Origin of the sequence: Bacillus sp. BS98 (genome assembly GCF_008432245.1) — a bacterium.
GTDB lineage: Bacteria > Bacillota > Bacilli > Bacillales > Bacillaceae_G > Bacillus_A > Bacillus_A toyonensis.
Map to the genome: position 1 here is coordinate 177,450 of NZ_CP043832.1, position 14,119 is coordinate 191,568.

At 31.9% G+C, this 14,119-nt stretch carries 16 protein-coding genes and 2 pseudogenes; 2 read left to right on the top strand and 16 right to left on the bottom strand.

Going from position 1 to position 14,119, the window contains the following annotated elements:
• Positions 1 to 150 precede the first annotated feature (150 nt).
• Positions 151 to 711, bottom strand: coding sequence for a DUF4236 domain-containing protein (locus F0362_RS29375; RefSeq protein ID WP_000540765.1), 561 nt, complete (start codon positions 709 to 711; stop codon positions 151 to 153).
• A 333-nt stretch (positions 712 to 1,044) separates the two neighbouring features.
• Between F0362_RS29375 and F0362_RS31170 the strand changes: the two are divergent.
• Positions 1,045 to 1,232: pseudogene (locus F0362_RS31170) on the top strand (hypothetical protein).
• A gap of 209 nt (positions 1,233 to 1,441) precedes the next feature.
• Here F0362_RS31170 and F0362_RS29385 read toward each other — a convergent pair.
• The 11 genes and pseudogenes from F0362_RS29385 to F0362_RS29435 all read right to left on the bottom strand — a co-directional run bounded on the left by F0362_RS29385 (position 1,442) and on the right by F0362_RS29435 (position 10,639).
• On the bottom strand, positions 1,442 to 1,552 hold the full coding sequence (locus F0362_RS29385; RefSeq protein WP_000540371.1) for a YjcZ family sporulation protein: 111 nt from the start codon (positions 1,550 to 1,552) through the stop codon (positions 1,442 to 1,444).
• 710 nt (positions 1,553 to 2,262) lie between these two features.
• On the bottom strand, positions 2,263 to 3,156 hold the full coding sequence (locus tag F0362_RS29390) for a helix-turn-helix domain-containing protein (RefSeq protein ID WP_000397862.1): 894 nt from the start codon (positions 3,154 to 3,156) through the stop codon (positions 2,263 to 2,265).
• 232 nt (positions 3,157 to 3,388) lie between these two features.
• Positions 3,389 to 4,009, bottom strand: a complete 621-nt coding sequence (locus F0362_RS29395) for a DUF6241 domain-containing protein (protein ID WP_000823713.1) — start codon at positions 4,007 to 4,009, stop codon at positions 3,389 to 3,391.
• Between the two features lie 250 nt (positions 4,010 to 4,259).
• Positions 4,260 to 4,850, bottom strand: a complete 591-nt coding sequence (locus F0362_RS29400; protein WP_001034980.1) for a hypothetical protein — start codon at positions 4,848 to 4,850, stop codon at positions 4,260 to 4,262.
• A gap of 82 nt (positions 4,851 to 4,932) precedes the next feature.
• Positions 4,933 to 5,277: a DUF4064 domain-containing protein gene (locus tag F0362_RS29405; protein ID WP_000831285.1), complete on the bottom strand. Its 345-nt coding sequence runs from the start codon at positions 5,275 to 5,277 to the stop codon at positions 4,933 to 4,935.
• Between the two features lie 18 nt (positions 5,278 to 5,295).
• Positions 5,296 to 5,937 (bottom strand): hypothetical protein, encoded by a 642-nt coding sequence (locus tag F0362_RS29410; RefSeq protein WP_000277060.1) that lies wholly within the window; start codon positions 5,935 to 5,937, stop codon positions 5,296 to 5,298.
• 681 nt (positions 5,938 to 6,618) lie between these two features.
• Positions 6,619 to 7,212 (bottom strand): TasA family protein, encoded by a 594-nt coding sequence (locus F0362_RS29415; protein ID WP_000053750.1) that lies wholly within the window; start codon positions 7,210 to 7,212, stop codon positions 6,619 to 6,621.
• Between the two features lie 460 nt (positions 7,213 to 7,672).
• Positions 7,673 to 7,860 (bottom strand): annotated as a pseudogene (gene hfq / locus F0362_RS29420) (RNA chaperone Hfq).
• Positions 7,861 to 8,613: 753 nt separating this feature from the next.
• Positions 8,614 to 9,438 carry a DUF2262 domain-containing protein gene (locus F0362_RS29425; RefSeq protein ID WP_141438367.1) on the bottom strand — a complete coding sequence of 275 codons (825 nt, stop codon included), beginning with the start codon at positions 9,436 to 9,438 and terminating at the stop codon, positions 8,614 to 8,616.
• 395 nt (positions 9,439 to 9,833) lie between these two features.
• Positions 9,834 to 10,262, bottom strand: coding sequence for a hypothetical protein (locus F0362_RS29430; protein WP_000873459.1), 429 nt, complete (start codon positions 10,260 to 10,262; stop codon positions 9,834 to 9,836).
• 41 nt (positions 10,263 to 10,303) lie between these two features.
• On the bottom strand, positions 10,304 to 10,639 hold the full coding sequence (locus F0362_RS29435) for a hypothetical protein (RefSeq protein WP_000831332.1): 336 nt from the start codon (positions 10,637 to 10,639) through the stop codon (positions 10,304 to 10,306).
• A 798-nt stretch (positions 10,640 to 11,437) separates the two neighbouring features.
• Here F0362_RS29435 and F0362_RS29445 point away from each other — a divergent pair.
• Positions 11,438 to 11,668 (top strand): helix-turn-helix domain-containing protein, encoded by a 231-nt coding sequence (locus F0362_RS29445; protein ID WP_000467337.1) that lies wholly within the window; start codon positions 11,438 to 11,440, stop codon positions 11,666 to 11,668.
• A 5-nt stretch (positions 11,669 to 11,673) separates the two neighbouring features.
• Here the strand turns inward: F0362_RS29445 and F0362_RS29450 are convergent, their stop codons facing one another.
• The 4 genes from F0362_RS29450 to F0362_RS29465 form a co-directional block, all read right to left on the bottom strand.
• Positions 11,674 to 12,288, bottom strand: a complete 615-nt coding sequence (locus tag F0362_RS29450; RefSeq protein WP_001216348.1) for a replication-relaxation family protein — start codon at positions 12,286 to 12,288, stop codon at positions 11,674 to 11,676.
• Positions 12,227 to 13,408, bottom strand: a complete 1,182-nt coding sequence (locus F0362_RS29455; RefSeq protein WP_098009926.1) for an FtsK/SpoIIIE domain-containing protein — start codon at positions 13,406 to 13,408, stop codon at positions 12,227 to 12,229. The genes F0362_RS29450 and F0362_RS29455 overlap by 62 nt, the downstream gene beginning before the upstream one ends.
• Before the next feature lie 100 nt (positions 13,409 to 13,508).
• Positions 13,509 to 13,694, bottom strand: coding sequence for a hypothetical protein (locus F0362_RS29460; RefSeq protein ID WP_000152457.1), 186 nt, complete (start codon positions 13,692 to 13,694; stop codon positions 13,509 to 13,511).
• Between the two features lies 1 nt (position 13,695).
• A complete protein-coding gene (locus tag F0362_RS29465; RefSeq protein WP_001077846.1) occupies positions 13,696 to 13,992 on the bottom strand; it encodes a hypothetical protein in 297 nt (98 codons plus the stop codon).
• Between the last annotated feature and the right edge of the window lie 127 nt (positions 13,993 to 14,119).

Here is a 14,119-nt window from a genome sequence, read left to right on the forward strand (position 1 = left end):
TATCTATCTTTATATTGTCATATATTGTCGAACGAAAATAAAAAAGAGAGCTGGAGCCTTCAAGGAGGTATGGAAACAATTATGAGCTTCGAGGGCCATCTTGGAATTCAATACTACAATTCATTTTTGGGAAGTGTATTTGAGAGCCTTTTATTTTTGGATTATAAGAGTGCTCTCACATTTACGACAAGCAATCTTCTCTTCCTCAAAAATGAATAAGTTTTCAGCATCACATTCTGGGCATACAACCGCAAATGGTGTTTTTATATTTTTATAACATAAGAAAGAAAGGGCTGCCAGGATTAGAGCTGGTATAACAAGCATCATAATTAAGAATAGGCCCGCAAAAACGCCTCCAATTATGGAAAGTGGTTTCATTAGTTTTCTACCCACGGAGTTTACTTGATTATCCTTCTTACGAAAAGCAGTAACAATGTAAGTTTTGGTTTCTCTTACCTGCTCAAATGCTCTTACCGTATTGTAATCTTGTTCATTCATAGTGGGATAGGAAGTGTTTTGCCCTTGAAACCCTCGTTGTATATAATAGTTGTTTGACTCAGCTATTCGTGGTGTATACGAGATTCCAGTTCCAGGTATATAAGTTGTTATTCTTGATTCAGTTGGAATGGAGTTCCCTCCCGTACCTGTGTATGTAAAGTTAATTTTCACACCCGGGGAAACTTGGATAATTCTACGAAACTTATAACCCATAATATTGTATCCTCTCCATCTAATTAATATAATTATTTACTAATTATAACAAATTTTTAACTTAAAATTAATATATTAAGTTAAAACAAATTAATAAAAAGATTAATATTGAAGTTTACTAATTTAAGGCGTTTTAGGAGTCCTTTTTTATAAAGAAAAGACCCCCTAAGGTGCCTTCCTACGACTTGGACTATCCTGTATTAATGCCGTTTCGATCAGCAAATTAAATTATAAAAATAATTTGTTATATTTCCATGTACCCTAGCTCATATAATGTATAAGGAGATTATTGGTTAATTAATAGTGCACATATATTAGGGAGGTACATAAGCCATGTTAGAGGTAATTACGGCATTTTTCTTACTAATTCTCCATTCCATTGTTTATCTCTTTTCAAGTGGAGAAACTAAGCAAATAGCAAAAAACATATAAAAGAAATTCTTAATAGTCCTGATGGAATAATAATATTAATCGTTGCTACGGCACTTTTAATCGGGGGGATATATTTATTATCATTATGATTTCGGTTTATGACTATAAACTAAAATCATATCCAAGTATACGAGACAATGGTTCACTTAGGAAGTATTCGTATTATGGTGGCGAATGGGACACAGGTGGTCTTTTTGGAGAAGCCAAATGTGTTTATAATAAAACTGATAAATCGGATAATAAATAATATACATAAAGAAAAGGCGCCCAGATAAGGGTGCCTTTTCTAATAGTTTTTTTAGCAGAAGCAACTGCATCCGATAATGATTAATAGAATAAATAATACAACTAATAAAGCAAATCCTCCAGCGAAACCGCAGCCTTCGCCACAACTACCACCATATCCCATAACAATAGTGCCTCCTTTAGGCCAGAGGGTAAAACTAGGGTTCATTCCATGTATTTTAATGGGTTCACATTACCTTATGTTTTTAGGTATTAATTGAGCAGGTCCTTTTGAAAATAAAGAAAAGACGCCATAAGGCGCCTTCTTCCGACCTGAACCACGTTCATTTAGTATAAATCTATCCGTATTATCCCCTTGTTATACGTGTAAACACATCCTATAAAACAGAATCGTCTATATACACCAGATTGTTAGTTTACAAAATACAAGAGATTTGAGATCAATATTAGAGTGACGCGACATCTTTTATAATTGTCAATATGTTACGTCTTTCAAAAGAATCTGCTTTATAGAACGTGTCCACGATTTATATTTTACTATATGCAATATTTATTTAGTGTAATTTTACGAATATGTATAATTACATAAAGCTTATGAGAAAAAGAGAGTATACTTTGATATTGTGTAATAAAGACAAGGCCCACCTACGGAAATAGGTGGGCTTTTTTATTGGGTATTACTATCTCAGTGCACAAAAGGGAATTTGTATTTAAATAATAGCATATCCTTAAAGTTCCTATATTGAGAAACAAAGAAAAAACACCCCAAAGTGCCTTCCTCCGACTTGAACGACTTTAATTTTAATAATATAGTTCTAAGTTTAAAAACTATAGGGATTTTTTCTGTGGGCTTTGTAAGTAGTTTTTACGAAATTATGAGTGTTTTTTATTCTGTATTTCAATAAGTTCATCTTTAATCATTTGTATATAATGTTCTTTTTCTCTTAGTTCAAATATAAATAATGCTTTTTTCATGTTATTAACAACATCTTCTTCATTATGTTGTTTAATCTTTAATAAATACTGACTTTTTAAATAGTATAGTTCACCTAGTAGGTATAAAGTGTCTAGATTAATAGCTAATTTGATGCCCTTATCAAGGTATTTTATTGCCTCTTCATGTTGATATGTGAGGTCCAAAAATTTTGCTGAATTTAAAATGATTTTTAATTTAATTTCTTTATCTCTAGGAAAATCTAACTTATTAAAATTGGTTAAACATCTTCTTAATATATTAATACTTTTTTCATATTCTTTGTGTTCTGCATAAAATATAGCCATTGTCTGCATAATATCTATTTCTCTTTCTGATAAAAAATCAGAATTGGTTAAAGTTAGTTCTAATGCATGATTTAAAAGAGTTAAAGCAGTTTTTGTTGATCTATTTACCTCAAATATAGCAATTGCTTCATGCCATATTAGAAATTGTTTATCTTCTTTTGATTGAAAATTATTTTGTTTTTTTTCTTGTTTTACTATTTCATAAAGTTCTTTATATTGTTTTTGCTTTGCGCAATCTCTCATTACGTATTTTACATTTTTTACGTATTTTAATTTCTTGTTTTGAGTTAGTGCAAATATATTATTTGGATCAATACCAAGCCGTTCAGATAATTGATACAACAATATGCTAGATGGATAAATCATACCTTTTTCTATTTTGCTAATTTGACTTTGTGAACATATTCCATGACATAATTCAGATTGTGATATATTTTTTTTAATTCTAATATCTTTAATGGTAATACCCAAATCGTAAAATTCCATTTTTTCACCTACTATTTAGAACTTTATTAGTTTAAGAATATTCGCTAATCTTTAATCTAATATAAAATTAATATATTTGCAATTCATGTTTATTTTCAAGGACTTAAAGTTTCTATAAGATGGTGAGGCTTTTTTATGTACAATAAAAGACACCCAAAGGTGCCTTCCTGCGACTTGAACCATCTTAATTTTAATAATATGTATTGGATGCCAAGCCGATCAAGTTAAGCTATCATAATTCTCCATGTTTCCACTCTTTATTATGAATATCTAATCCTTCTTGGCCAAAGTAATGGAGAATAAATTCTTTTTCATCACTATCAGTTTTTTTAGCTAGTTTAGATCCTTCCATACTTTGCTTTTTTCCAGAGCGTAAATAATGAATTTCACTATAGTCTTCAACTGGAGATTCAAAATCTCCAGCGTACCATTTGTTCAGAAGAGATTCATATCTTTGTCTTTCATCATCAGTATTGATAACATTTAAGTTGTTTTTTAGGTATTGAATGTTTTCTTTGGTCACTTGAAATTGACCTATAAAACGGGTACCGGGACCATGAAGATTATTCCCATGAAATGTGATTTTTTGGAGACACATATGTATCATCATGTCATTTATAGTTTGCTCATCTCGGATTTCTCCAATCGACTGTGCTGCTTTAGATAAATCATCTTCATTTACTACATAACTATCTTTAGGTTGCTTTTGAATGGTTTGAACTTTCGGCTTTTCCTGAACCTTTTCTTCTTGTTTAGGTTTTAATTCATTTGTGGTCTTCTCATTTGAGCTACAAGCAACCATTCCAATAAATAATGCGCTACATGCTAATGCTGTAAGTAATTTTCGTTTCATGTTGAGTGCCTCCAGTATATACTAGTTATTTCAGAAAAAATGTAAGATTTCTAATCTAATGGTAGCAAACTAGTTATCTGTATAATGTCGTATTTTGTCGAAAAATAATAAGAAAGACACCTCATGGTGCCTTTCTCCGACTTGAACCACTTTAATTTTAATAATATGTATTGGACTCCCATCCAAATATTATTTTAAGTAATGTTGGTTATTGAAAAATATGGTTCAAATCTATATTTTATTAAGTATACTATTTGTTTTTTTTCACTTCTTCTTTAACTTTTATAATTTTCCCTTTAATTTCGTCAGAGATAATAACATCAATATTGCCTTTTGTTTTTTTGTATTCTTGAAGTAATTCATTCGCATTTTGATTAAACGTTATTAATGTCCCGCTCGGTGATTCCATTTGTTCTTTTAAAGCTGTAATGGTACTGTACATTTTTTTATATTCTTCATAAAGTTCCTTATACTTTTCTGGTTGTTCTTTTGCAGCTTCAGATAACTCTCTTAGGCTCATTTCCATGCCGATATAGGTTGAGGACACAGTATCAATTGTTTTATCAAATGATTTTTTCTTTTCAGCGATAGCTAGATTGAAATCCTTACGATTATTAATTGCGTTTGACCAGGTTGTTGAGTATCCAGATAATACATCCTCGGAGATCATACCCATTGTTTCCGTTGCGATATAAAATGCAGCAGCAGATGCAATATTATTCGCTTCTTTCTTTTTTTGCTTTTCGGTTTCTTCCGAATTTTTTTGTACCATGTTCATAGATACAAGTGCGATTATTATAACTATAAAACCAATGACACTGCCAATAATTTTTTTATTCATATACATTCCTCCAATCGATTGTTCTCGGATGTTAGATTTTATTTATCGAATCAAAATAAAAGCACTCTTTCGAGTGCCTATTTTATGCAGATACAGTAGCTTTATCTTTACGGAAGATACCCATTAATCCGCCGATTAATAATAATACTCCTGGTAATAAGTAAATCAGAGAAATACAAATAAATCCTCCGATAGCAGCAACAGTCATCATGATACCGCCAACTTTCGCTTTACTTCTTACCATAACAGATCCAACGATTCCTAATACAGATAGAGCTACAGCGCCCCAACCTAATCCGATAATCGTATTTGCACCATCAGCTTCGAAAGCTGCTCCCATACCACCGATTAATAGTGCAACAAATGCACAAATAATACCAAAAATACCACCAATAAGTCCTAATACAAATTCAGCTGTTCGTTTCATGTTTAACTCCCTATATAATTATTTAGATTTAAAGAATACTTTATTCTGTTTCTGAGTTTCAAATTGAATCGTAAAGTCATCACCAGCATTTACAACTTGTGAAATATAACCTTCGCCTTCAGCGCCTTTGTATAATTTTTGATGTAACTGGTTAGGTGTTACAGCGGATAGTTCATGATTATATACTTGTCCTTCTTTTGATACTAATTTAAAGTTCATATCAGACAGTAAATATTCAAAATCTTGTGTTTCAGCATCTACTACTTTCCCTTTTACTTTAACTAATACCCATTCTTTTCCCTCAGGAGCAGGTTCGTTGAATTCATTTTCTTTTTTTAGAATTCCAAAAGCTTGTTCACCACGTATAACTTCTAAAATGGAAACTTCAACTTTCGCTTTGAATTTCTTAAATTCTCCACCGTCAGTATTTAAAATAACATCGTCTATAGAAGCAGTTTCATTAAATGCTATAGGATTAGAACGGTTACCCTTAGCGGATTCTGTTTTTCCTTCTTTTGAATTATCTTTTTTTGTTTCTTGTTTTGGTTGCTCTTTTTCTTTTGTTTCTACTCCATTACTAGTCTTCTCGTTAGATCCGCATGCAGCTAAACTAAAAGCAAGTGCTCCTGTTAAAGCGATTGTACCCAATTTCTTATACATTATGTTTCCTCCAGTTATGTAAAATGTAAGATTTCCAAAACTATCATAACAGAAACGGTTACAACTATTTTGTCATATTCTGTCGAAGGAAAATAAAAAAAAGACACCCAAAGGTGCCTTCCGACTTGAACCACTTTAATTTTAATAATATGTATTGGGCTCCCATCCGAGTATTATTTTATTATGTTAAATTGTTTTATTCATTTAGGGGTATCATCATATCGCCATTAACCTAAGAGTACCTACTACCTATTATTGTTATAAATATTATTCTGCCTAGGATTAATAAGAAGAGATGAAAAAGCACCTTCACAGGTGTCTTTTTTCATTATAGAAATATCTTAAATAAGACTCTTTTTAATAGTCTAATTGCAAAACCTTTGGATATTTTTAGGAATTATAATCAGGGTTTTATTTTCTCTCTGAATTCACATAATTTTCAAATATTATAACTTCACATTTTAAGATTTGATATATAATAAAGGCAACCCGTAGTTAGAGTGTTTGCTCCGATTCAAATTATGAGATAGTTTGTTTCACCTTTTTTGCATTATCTAAAAAAGAACTTGTAGGGATTCCTACAAGTTCTTTTTGTGTTTTATTTTAAATAACCTACAATTTTTTAAATAATTAAAAGGCATAAGCTCAGTTTTACTTTTTACCAGTAATATGCTCTTAATTTTATCTTTCTTGTCCATCTGTTTGATTGGCTTGGAACTCCATTTTTAGCGCAATACTATCCCCTTGGAACACGTTCTGATCTGTGCCGTTATCTTCAAATACAAACTTTATCCAAAACCAATCCATTTTCCCAGGTTTTAATCCCCCTGTTTCAGTCCACTTAGAATGAAATACTTTTTTGGAGGCAATCTCTGGGCTTTGTGATTTTAGTTCTGCAAGAGTTGTCTCGTATACAGGGCTTTTCGCAGGATCCCAATCCAAAAGAAATTGTACTTTAATATGTTTACCGAAATCTTCTGTAGTGTTATTTTGTTTTAAATCGTTTACAGTATAGTCTATTTTCATCATGATATCTTTAATATCTAATGTACCACTATTTTTTAAATTGAATTTCTTTAATATTTTGTCCCCAGGTTTTAAATTTTCTAAGTTAAGTGAAGTAGTTGGTTGCATAGCTAAATCCAATGTACCTGCAGCAAATGCATTATTTGTCACCACTTGATCGCTAAAATATGCATATGTTCCCCCACCAATTAAAGATAAACCAAGAGCGGCTGAAACCACTCCAACACCTAATTTCTTTTTCAATGACATTTTTTGTTCCTCCCATATCATTTTTATAATCTTTCTCCCTAATCAACCGAAAAGGTCCCCTTAATACAGATATACCATGAATTGTGAAAAAATTATATTAAAAGCAAAAAATTCCTTATTGAGAAAATTATGCTAATATCTATCTTCTGTAATGGTACGCCATCTTATCTTTTTTGTTTTTGGGTTTGAAATATAAAAAAGAGAATCCTTATAATAAGGATTCTGCAACAGGAAAGAACAAATATATAATAATAAAAAGAATTACTTATATTTTAATTTAAAAATAATATAAATAAATTGAGAAAATTTCGAACGACTTGAATATTCCCATACGCTTATATATAATTGATTAAGAGTTGGAATAGTAATCTGTCATCTGTTCCTTTTTTTGAAGAAGGTTGATCTCAATCTTCTATTTTTTTTGTGTTTTTTCCTCCTCCCTCGAAAAAAGGAAAAAGAATTACTTAAGAATTGTGGAAATTGCTTGCTTGTAGACTAGTTGTTGCTTACCATGAGCCATCATAAGAACGGTGAATTTATCCATTGCAAGGATCTGCCCACGTACTGGAACGCCATTCTTTAAAAACACAGTAACTTCCCCTTTTTTTCTTTCAATTGTTCATACATATCTTCTTGTAAGTTATACATGAAATGCGCCCCCTAATTATATCTACTTATCTTCTAATACTTGCTGCCTCTCATAATTGTCTATATACAACTATCGTATCACATTTAAATTAAAGTACGGCTCTAAGAAGAAATTGAGCCGATCCTTTTGAAAATAAAAAAAAGACGCGATAAAGCGCCCCCCATTTGGGTAATTAAAAAGTAAAGTTTCCAAGATAACTGAAAAATAGAACAGGTGCTTAGATTTTACCAGATTTTTTCGCTGAATGAACATGCATTATTGCATGCTAACGAAAATCCTGCTATTTTCCATTTTGGGGTACCCTATATGCCCATCAATTTAAGAAAAATAAATACCCCAGAACGAATTTTTGTTACAAGTTAGTACAAAGATTCGTTTTGGAGGTACTATAAAATCTTAGCTTGATGCGTATGAGGTGCTATCCCTTATAACAAGAATCAAAAAAGTTGAAGATAATATAACCGAGGTACAGTTATTGTTAGCTAAAATTACGGGTAATTTCAAGCGTGGTAATGAGAAATTTGGTAAAAATAAACTAAGCCTTTACTTTATAGTTCGCAAACAATGTTAGATGGTTTAACAATCGAGCGCCATTTTTTGAATAAAACTTAGATTTTTAAACCATTTTATTATCGGTACACATCAAAAAGTATAACAATTTATCCCGCTACTTTAGAGCAGTAAGAGCCCGATTGGTCCAACTAATCCATCAGTAGGGATGAAGAAAAATCCCCACTGATGGAAGTTTCAATTTATCCTGCAATCTCAGCCGAAGATAGTCCCTCATGAATATTACCACTTACAATGATGGAATGTCCCCAAAATATATCTCCATCCAAAAAGAATATTTCAAAATCACCTTCTGAATAAACGCTTAAGCTGCTTAATGTGATGGAATCGATGAACATTTCTTTTGTAATTTCGTCGATTTCCGCTTCTTCATCATCTTGTAGCCATTCATTTGCTAACTCTACCAGTTCTTTTGCGGCGTACATTTTCATTTTCATGTTCCATTCATATTGCTCTTTGAAAAGTACATGTGCTGTTTCCAGTGCAGACTTCATCATATGTTTGTCTTCATTCCAATCAAAATATAAATGACATTCTTCACCAGCCCAAGACATTCTCTTTTCAAAAGTTTTCACTCTTTTATCAAGTTCAAACTCACCCAAGATCCCATCATCATAAAAAACCGGTTTCATCGCATCTTGTAAGATGATTTCCAACTCATCATCTTTATATGGTGTTTCCAAAACCTTAACAAGCATCAATGAATTTTCTGACTTACGCACCTGTAATGTTACAACTGTATTTGCTGTCAAAATGTCTTTTGATTTTCTCCATTCTTCATCATCAACCAACCATGCGAGTCGTATGTCTTCTTTTGTAATCGTTTCATTGTTATGTAAGTCTTTCCACGCAATCAAATCAATTGACGCAGTCCACAAAATGTTGTCACCGCCTTTTGATGCACCAATTCCTAATGCCCCTGTGACAGCTGCTATTTCAATCACATTTTCTGAGAATCTATTTTCAAATCTACTTATTTCACTTGATTTACTCAATTTCGTACACATTCCCTTCGTCACCCACAGGCATAAGTACTTTGTGAGTTTTCCTGTTTTATTATAATTGGTCTATGTTTTGTAACAAAAACTAACGTTTAAATCACGTTTGTATTTAAAAATAATGAGCTTCATAACTCTTGAATTCATTGTAACAAAATACTGTATCCAAAGTAATTTGTCACTTTATAGTAGGGTTTAGTGTACTGCTACTTATTTAACTGTAGACCGGAATTCTTATGAGATAGATGAAGAGGATAGTAAGTAAGTATGTCTTCTTAGATATATTTAAAGAGGCTTATATTTAATAACATAGTGATGTTTTAAAACAATCAAATAAGATTATTAAAAAATATAACTTGTTAAGTGAATCTAGAATTAATGCTTATTATAAGGGAGTGTGAATTTCACGCCCCTGTGAACCAATAAAGGGCAAAATAACTTTCTTCTGTTTCCATAACAAAGAACACATCATTCCAGTCTGGTTCATAAGCATATGCACATCTGATTCCACTTCGAGGAAACTCGATAGGTTTGATATAAGGAGAATATCTGTTTCTTACTTCTGTAAATTCTTCTTTGGATATCATTTTCAATTCTTTTAGTTCCGCTCTAATCCCCTCTTCGAGTTCCTGCATGGTCATTTCCATCTCATTTTTTCCTTTATACCAATACCAATGTGTATTTCTCCGTTCAATGAATAGGCATTGTACTGCAAACTCCTCCAAATCATTAATACTGTCGTAGTTATTTTTTCTTTTGGTTTGTTCAAAAACGTATATTGTCTCTTCACATCCCCCTATTAATTCATCATCTTCAAATACAAAATATTTCACACTTACCACTCCTTAATTAATATTTTTTTGCTATTTATGTATTATTTCTTGCCAAAAATATTATTTAGTCCACTAAGTAAAAGTGCCAAGCCAGGGAATAGATAAAATGTAATTTTATTTACACAAACAAATAAACCTATTGCGGATACAATCATCAAAAATCCAGCCTCTTTACATGCACCCTTAGCTTTTATAAAGCCAAAGAATCCTAAAATAGAAAAAAATGCTCCCATACATCCAACAGTAAGACCTTTTTCAGCTCCTTCTAACTCTCCCATTTCGTATGCTAGTCTCCCTAGAAATAGAATGACTAGCGAACATAGTAATCCTAACAACGTACCAATCAGTCCAATTACATCTTCACCTGTTCGTTTCAATATAACAACCTATCCTATTTTTCAAATTATGTATGTTTTATGTCTGTAATATGATTGATGTATATACATATCACCTTTTCATGTTTATCAATAACTCTTAACTCATTTCGAGTAATCAAACATTGTTTCACCCTCCAAAACAGAACCTTTGTTCTTACTATAAACCTTTTGTTTTGGTTTATACAAACATTTTTTAATTAAATTCCAGTACGTGAAATTTAATTAAGTCTTGGATTAATAAAGAAGATAGACATCCCCTCCTTAAGTCATGTCTATCTCTTTACATGGAAACCTAAATCAACCATTGCATGATACATATCCAGATCATTTTAAAGAGTGGATCCTATTGGATACTGAACAGCGGAAAATTCTTAAGAAACACGTTATACCCAGATTGTTATAAAAGAGAAATACTTATTTCTTTAAAACCAATGAAATAAGTACAATGTTCTTCAAAATTCGAATGCTGAACAGTCTAATATCTCTTAATTTATTAAACTCACCCTCAATTCTTCATAAATTTAAAAAAGCTTAAATCCTTATGCACCAATGGATTTAAGCTTTTTATTTTGTAAGAATACCCTTTGCAACAAGTTGCCATTAGGATAGTGTATCAGCAACTTGTAGCTATTACTATGAATGCTACATTCTTCAAAATTATTACACATTTTTTAGATTTTCTTTATATTATTCTATGCTTTATTTAAAATTATAATTCCATATTTATGAACAAAAGTTTAGATTTATGGAAATTTGGACAAGTTATTATTACCACAAGCTTACTTAGGGGGGATCCCGATGTTTGGGTTAGGAAAAAAGAGAACTCCATTTGGTGAATATTTAGACCGTAGAGGGATTAAACAACAATGGTTAGTACAACGAACTGGATTAAGTAAATCTTTAATAAGTGATTTAGCAAATAAGAAGAATCGAATCCCCACCTTAACATCCGCAACTAAAATCATTAAAACACTAAGGAAATTTGATAAACGTATTGATTATCATGATTTTTGGGACATAAATGCTTAAAACAACTAAAATATATCTTCCATTACAAATGTTCTCATAAACACATTTCGGTTTATAGCATATTGCTCTAACTTTGATTGTCGATAGTCTGATAATGTAAAAAAATTAATTACTGGAACAATAGCATTCTGTCTTTTGTAGATATCTGTTATATGGCCATATAACTGTATTTTATGTTCGTTTGCCTTCATATGTTGCATACGATCTATTTCAACAAAATGGGGAACATTATCTTCAAAATACGTTGCGTCAGGAATAATCTGATACCGTTGACCATTAATTGAAAACTCGATAGGTCTTTCTGTTTTCCATTCTGGAAATCCAAGCCATATCCAGCTTTCGTTTCGCATTAATATGTGCTGTAATTGACTACTTTTCTTTACTTCTTTTGTAATTCCTAATAAATCCCGTCCCTTTTTATTTAAATAATATACGTGTTCACGAGCCATTTTTGTAATGTGACAATACGGGTGCATATCCTTTAATACACGATTTGCATTTCGAATACTCCCTAGACAGTGGATGGCTTGTAATTGCCTCCTAGTTAAAAAATCCAACTTACTCAAAGTGGATAAAATCTCGATTTGTCTCGCTTTCTGTTTGAGTGTTTGATGCCTCATTTTGCTTCACCACCTTATATTGCTTTAGTAACTCCCACATATCTGTATCCTTTAAAAAAGGTACCTGAATTTCTTCTGTACGATCAGTCTTAAATAATGCTCTTCCTGGAAGAGAAGGTAAATCTTCAAGACCTGGTTCATCCAAAGCAACTTGTGAAGCGACCACCGTTGGTAATCGAAAGCCTATTTTCGCATCAGCATTCTGTTTAATTTGCCTTGGTAATGTATCAGAGGTTGGATATTGCGTACAAAATATGAGCCGGAATCCTAAACTACCTCCAATTCTTGCGATTTCAGATAGCATCTCCTGGCACAAAAATAAAACATCACGTTGTTTTTTAGGTAATCCTTGTGTCGGACAAAGATTTGCTCCTTCATCTACTATGATGAAGCAACGTTCTCTAATTGATGTGTCTATGATATTGGTAAAATAGGACTTCTTCATTATTTCAATCTGTTTTACCATCTTTTCACGTACTCTTCCCAACATTTCTAATGACTGTTTCGGGTTTTCAGCGACTTCTACAACTTGGGATAACTCTTTGTAAGGGCTAAACTCTAACCCTTCTTTCAAATCAATAATAAAAAATTTCACGTGTTGAGATTGTTGTAAAATTAAACTAGTCATCACATTTTTTAAGAATACTGTCTTTCCAAAACGAGTCATTCCACTTACACACATATGCGGTGTTTTCTCAAAATCATGATATACATATTTATCTAACGCTTTCCCCACCATAACTCTCCATGTATGCTCTTTTAATAGATCCTTAGACCAATTCCACATTTCAGGTATTCTTTGGCTAAATACTCGAATATGAAGCTCTCTTTGATGAAACGATATTTTAACAGGTTTATATAGACCTTCTTCTAATACTTCAGCTAACTTTTGGATTAGTTGACTAGGTACACCAAGTGGTAACTTGTAAACATAATTCATACTTATATCATCTTTAATTTCTTTTATAAAAATGGGATATTGTAATTCACCTTTATGTTGAACACAAACCTTTGTAATTTCAAAAAACGTTGCAATTTTTTTCTTATCATTCGGTCCATTACTTTGGTAAAAATAAGCCACAGTTATAAAGGTTGCTGGGATTAATAAAAGTGACAACATTCCCTCCATACCTCCTTAAGGTAGTTGAGCCTGTATGGAAGCTTAGAAAAAGCTGTTTAAAATGCGCTATTATAATCATTTTCAACTACCAGATGTAATGCTAGCGTAGAAACACATCTAGCATATCCATTAGAACGTACCAAACGCTCCCAATTAGTAAACATTTAAGACCCGCACGTAGCAACCAACCTGGAAGATAAAAACCTTTCTTCTTCAGCAATTGTATTCCTAAAACTGAAGCTCCCGTCACGCCATACACAATCCCTAGCTCTCCTATGATAGTCATATTAACCCCATCCTTTTGGTTTAATGGACAAATTCCCTTTACCGTTCTTAAAAAGTTGATATTCATCTAATAGCTGATTCCAGGAGACAGCCAGTTCATCACCATATAGATCCTCTTCAATTTTTTGACTTAAATAATAATACCCTCGGTATTGTCGGTCTAAGTATACTTCATGTCGTCGCATGTGTTCTTGTATAGCACATACGTTTTCTTCATTTTTAGTCGCTTTGTACATTTGTTTCAATGTTCGAGAAGAATACAGATAAGGTGTACTATACAGCATTTGATATTGATTCATATGTCTTCACCATCCATATAGAATTCTAGATACACTAAATACATATGATAATGATATGAGTTTTCGAATTTGTCCCTAAAAAAATACGTCATTCCAAAATAGGAATGACGTTTAACAGGAATCTTAA

Excerpts from the sequence above, each read along its gene's own strand:
- F0362_RS29375 (WP_000540765.1), bottom strand. The coding sequence starts at position 711 with ATGGGTTATAAGTTTCGTAGAATTATCCAAGTTTCCCCGGGTGTGAAA.
- F0362_RS29385 (WP_000540371.1), bottom strand. The coding sequence starts at position 1,552 with ATGGGATATGGTGGTAGTTGTGGCGAAGGCTGCGGTTTCGCTGGAGGA.
- F0362_RS29390 (WP_000397862.1), bottom strand. The coding sequence starts at position 3,156 with ATGGAATTTTACGATTTGGGTATTACCATTAAAGATATTAGAATTAAA.
- F0362_RS29395 (WP_000823713.1), bottom strand. The coding sequence starts at position 4,009 with ATGAAACGAAAATTACTTACAGCATTAGCATGTAGCGCATTATTTATT.
- F0362_RS29400 (WP_001034980.1), bottom strand. The coding sequence starts at position 4,850 with ATGAATAAAAAAATTATTGGCAGTGTCATTGGTTTTATAGTTATAATA.
- F0362_RS29405 (WP_000831285.1), bottom strand. The coding sequence starts at position 5,277 with ATGAAACGAACAGCTGAATTTGTATTAGGACTTATTGGTGGTATTTTT.
- F0362_RS29410 (WP_000277060.1), bottom strand. The coding sequence starts at position 5,937 with ATGTATAAGAAATTGGGTACAATCGCTTTAACAGGAGCACTTGCTTTT.
- F0362_RS29415 (WP_000053750.1), bottom strand. The coding sequence starts at position 7,212 with ATGTCATTGAAAAAGAAATTAGGTGTTGGAGTGGTTTCAGCCGCTCTT.
- F0362_RS29425 (WP_141438367.1), bottom strand. The coding sequence starts at position 9,438 with ATGTGTACGAAATTGAGTAAATCAAGTGAAATAAGTAGATTTGAAAAT.
- F0362_RS29445 (WP_000467337.1), top strand. The coding sequence starts at position 11,438 with ATGTTTGGGTTAGGAAAAAAGAGAACTCCATTTGGTGAATATTTAGAC.
- F0362_RS29450 (WP_001216348.1), bottom strand. The coding sequence starts at position 12,288 with ATGAGGCATCAAACACTCAAACAGAAAGCGAGACAAATCGAGATTTTA.
- F0362_RS29455 (WP_098009926.1), bottom strand. The coding sequence starts at position 13,408 with ATGTTGTCACTTTTATTAATCCCAGCAACCTTTATAACTGTGGCTTAT.
- F0362_RS29460 (WP_000152457.1), bottom strand. The coding sequence starts at position 13,694 with ATGACTATCATAGGAGAGCTAGGGATTGTGTATGGCGTGACGGGAGCT.
- F0362_RS29465 (WP_001077846.1), bottom strand. The coding sequence starts at position 13,992 with ATGAATCAATATCAAATGCTGTATAGTACACCTTATCTGTATTCTTCT.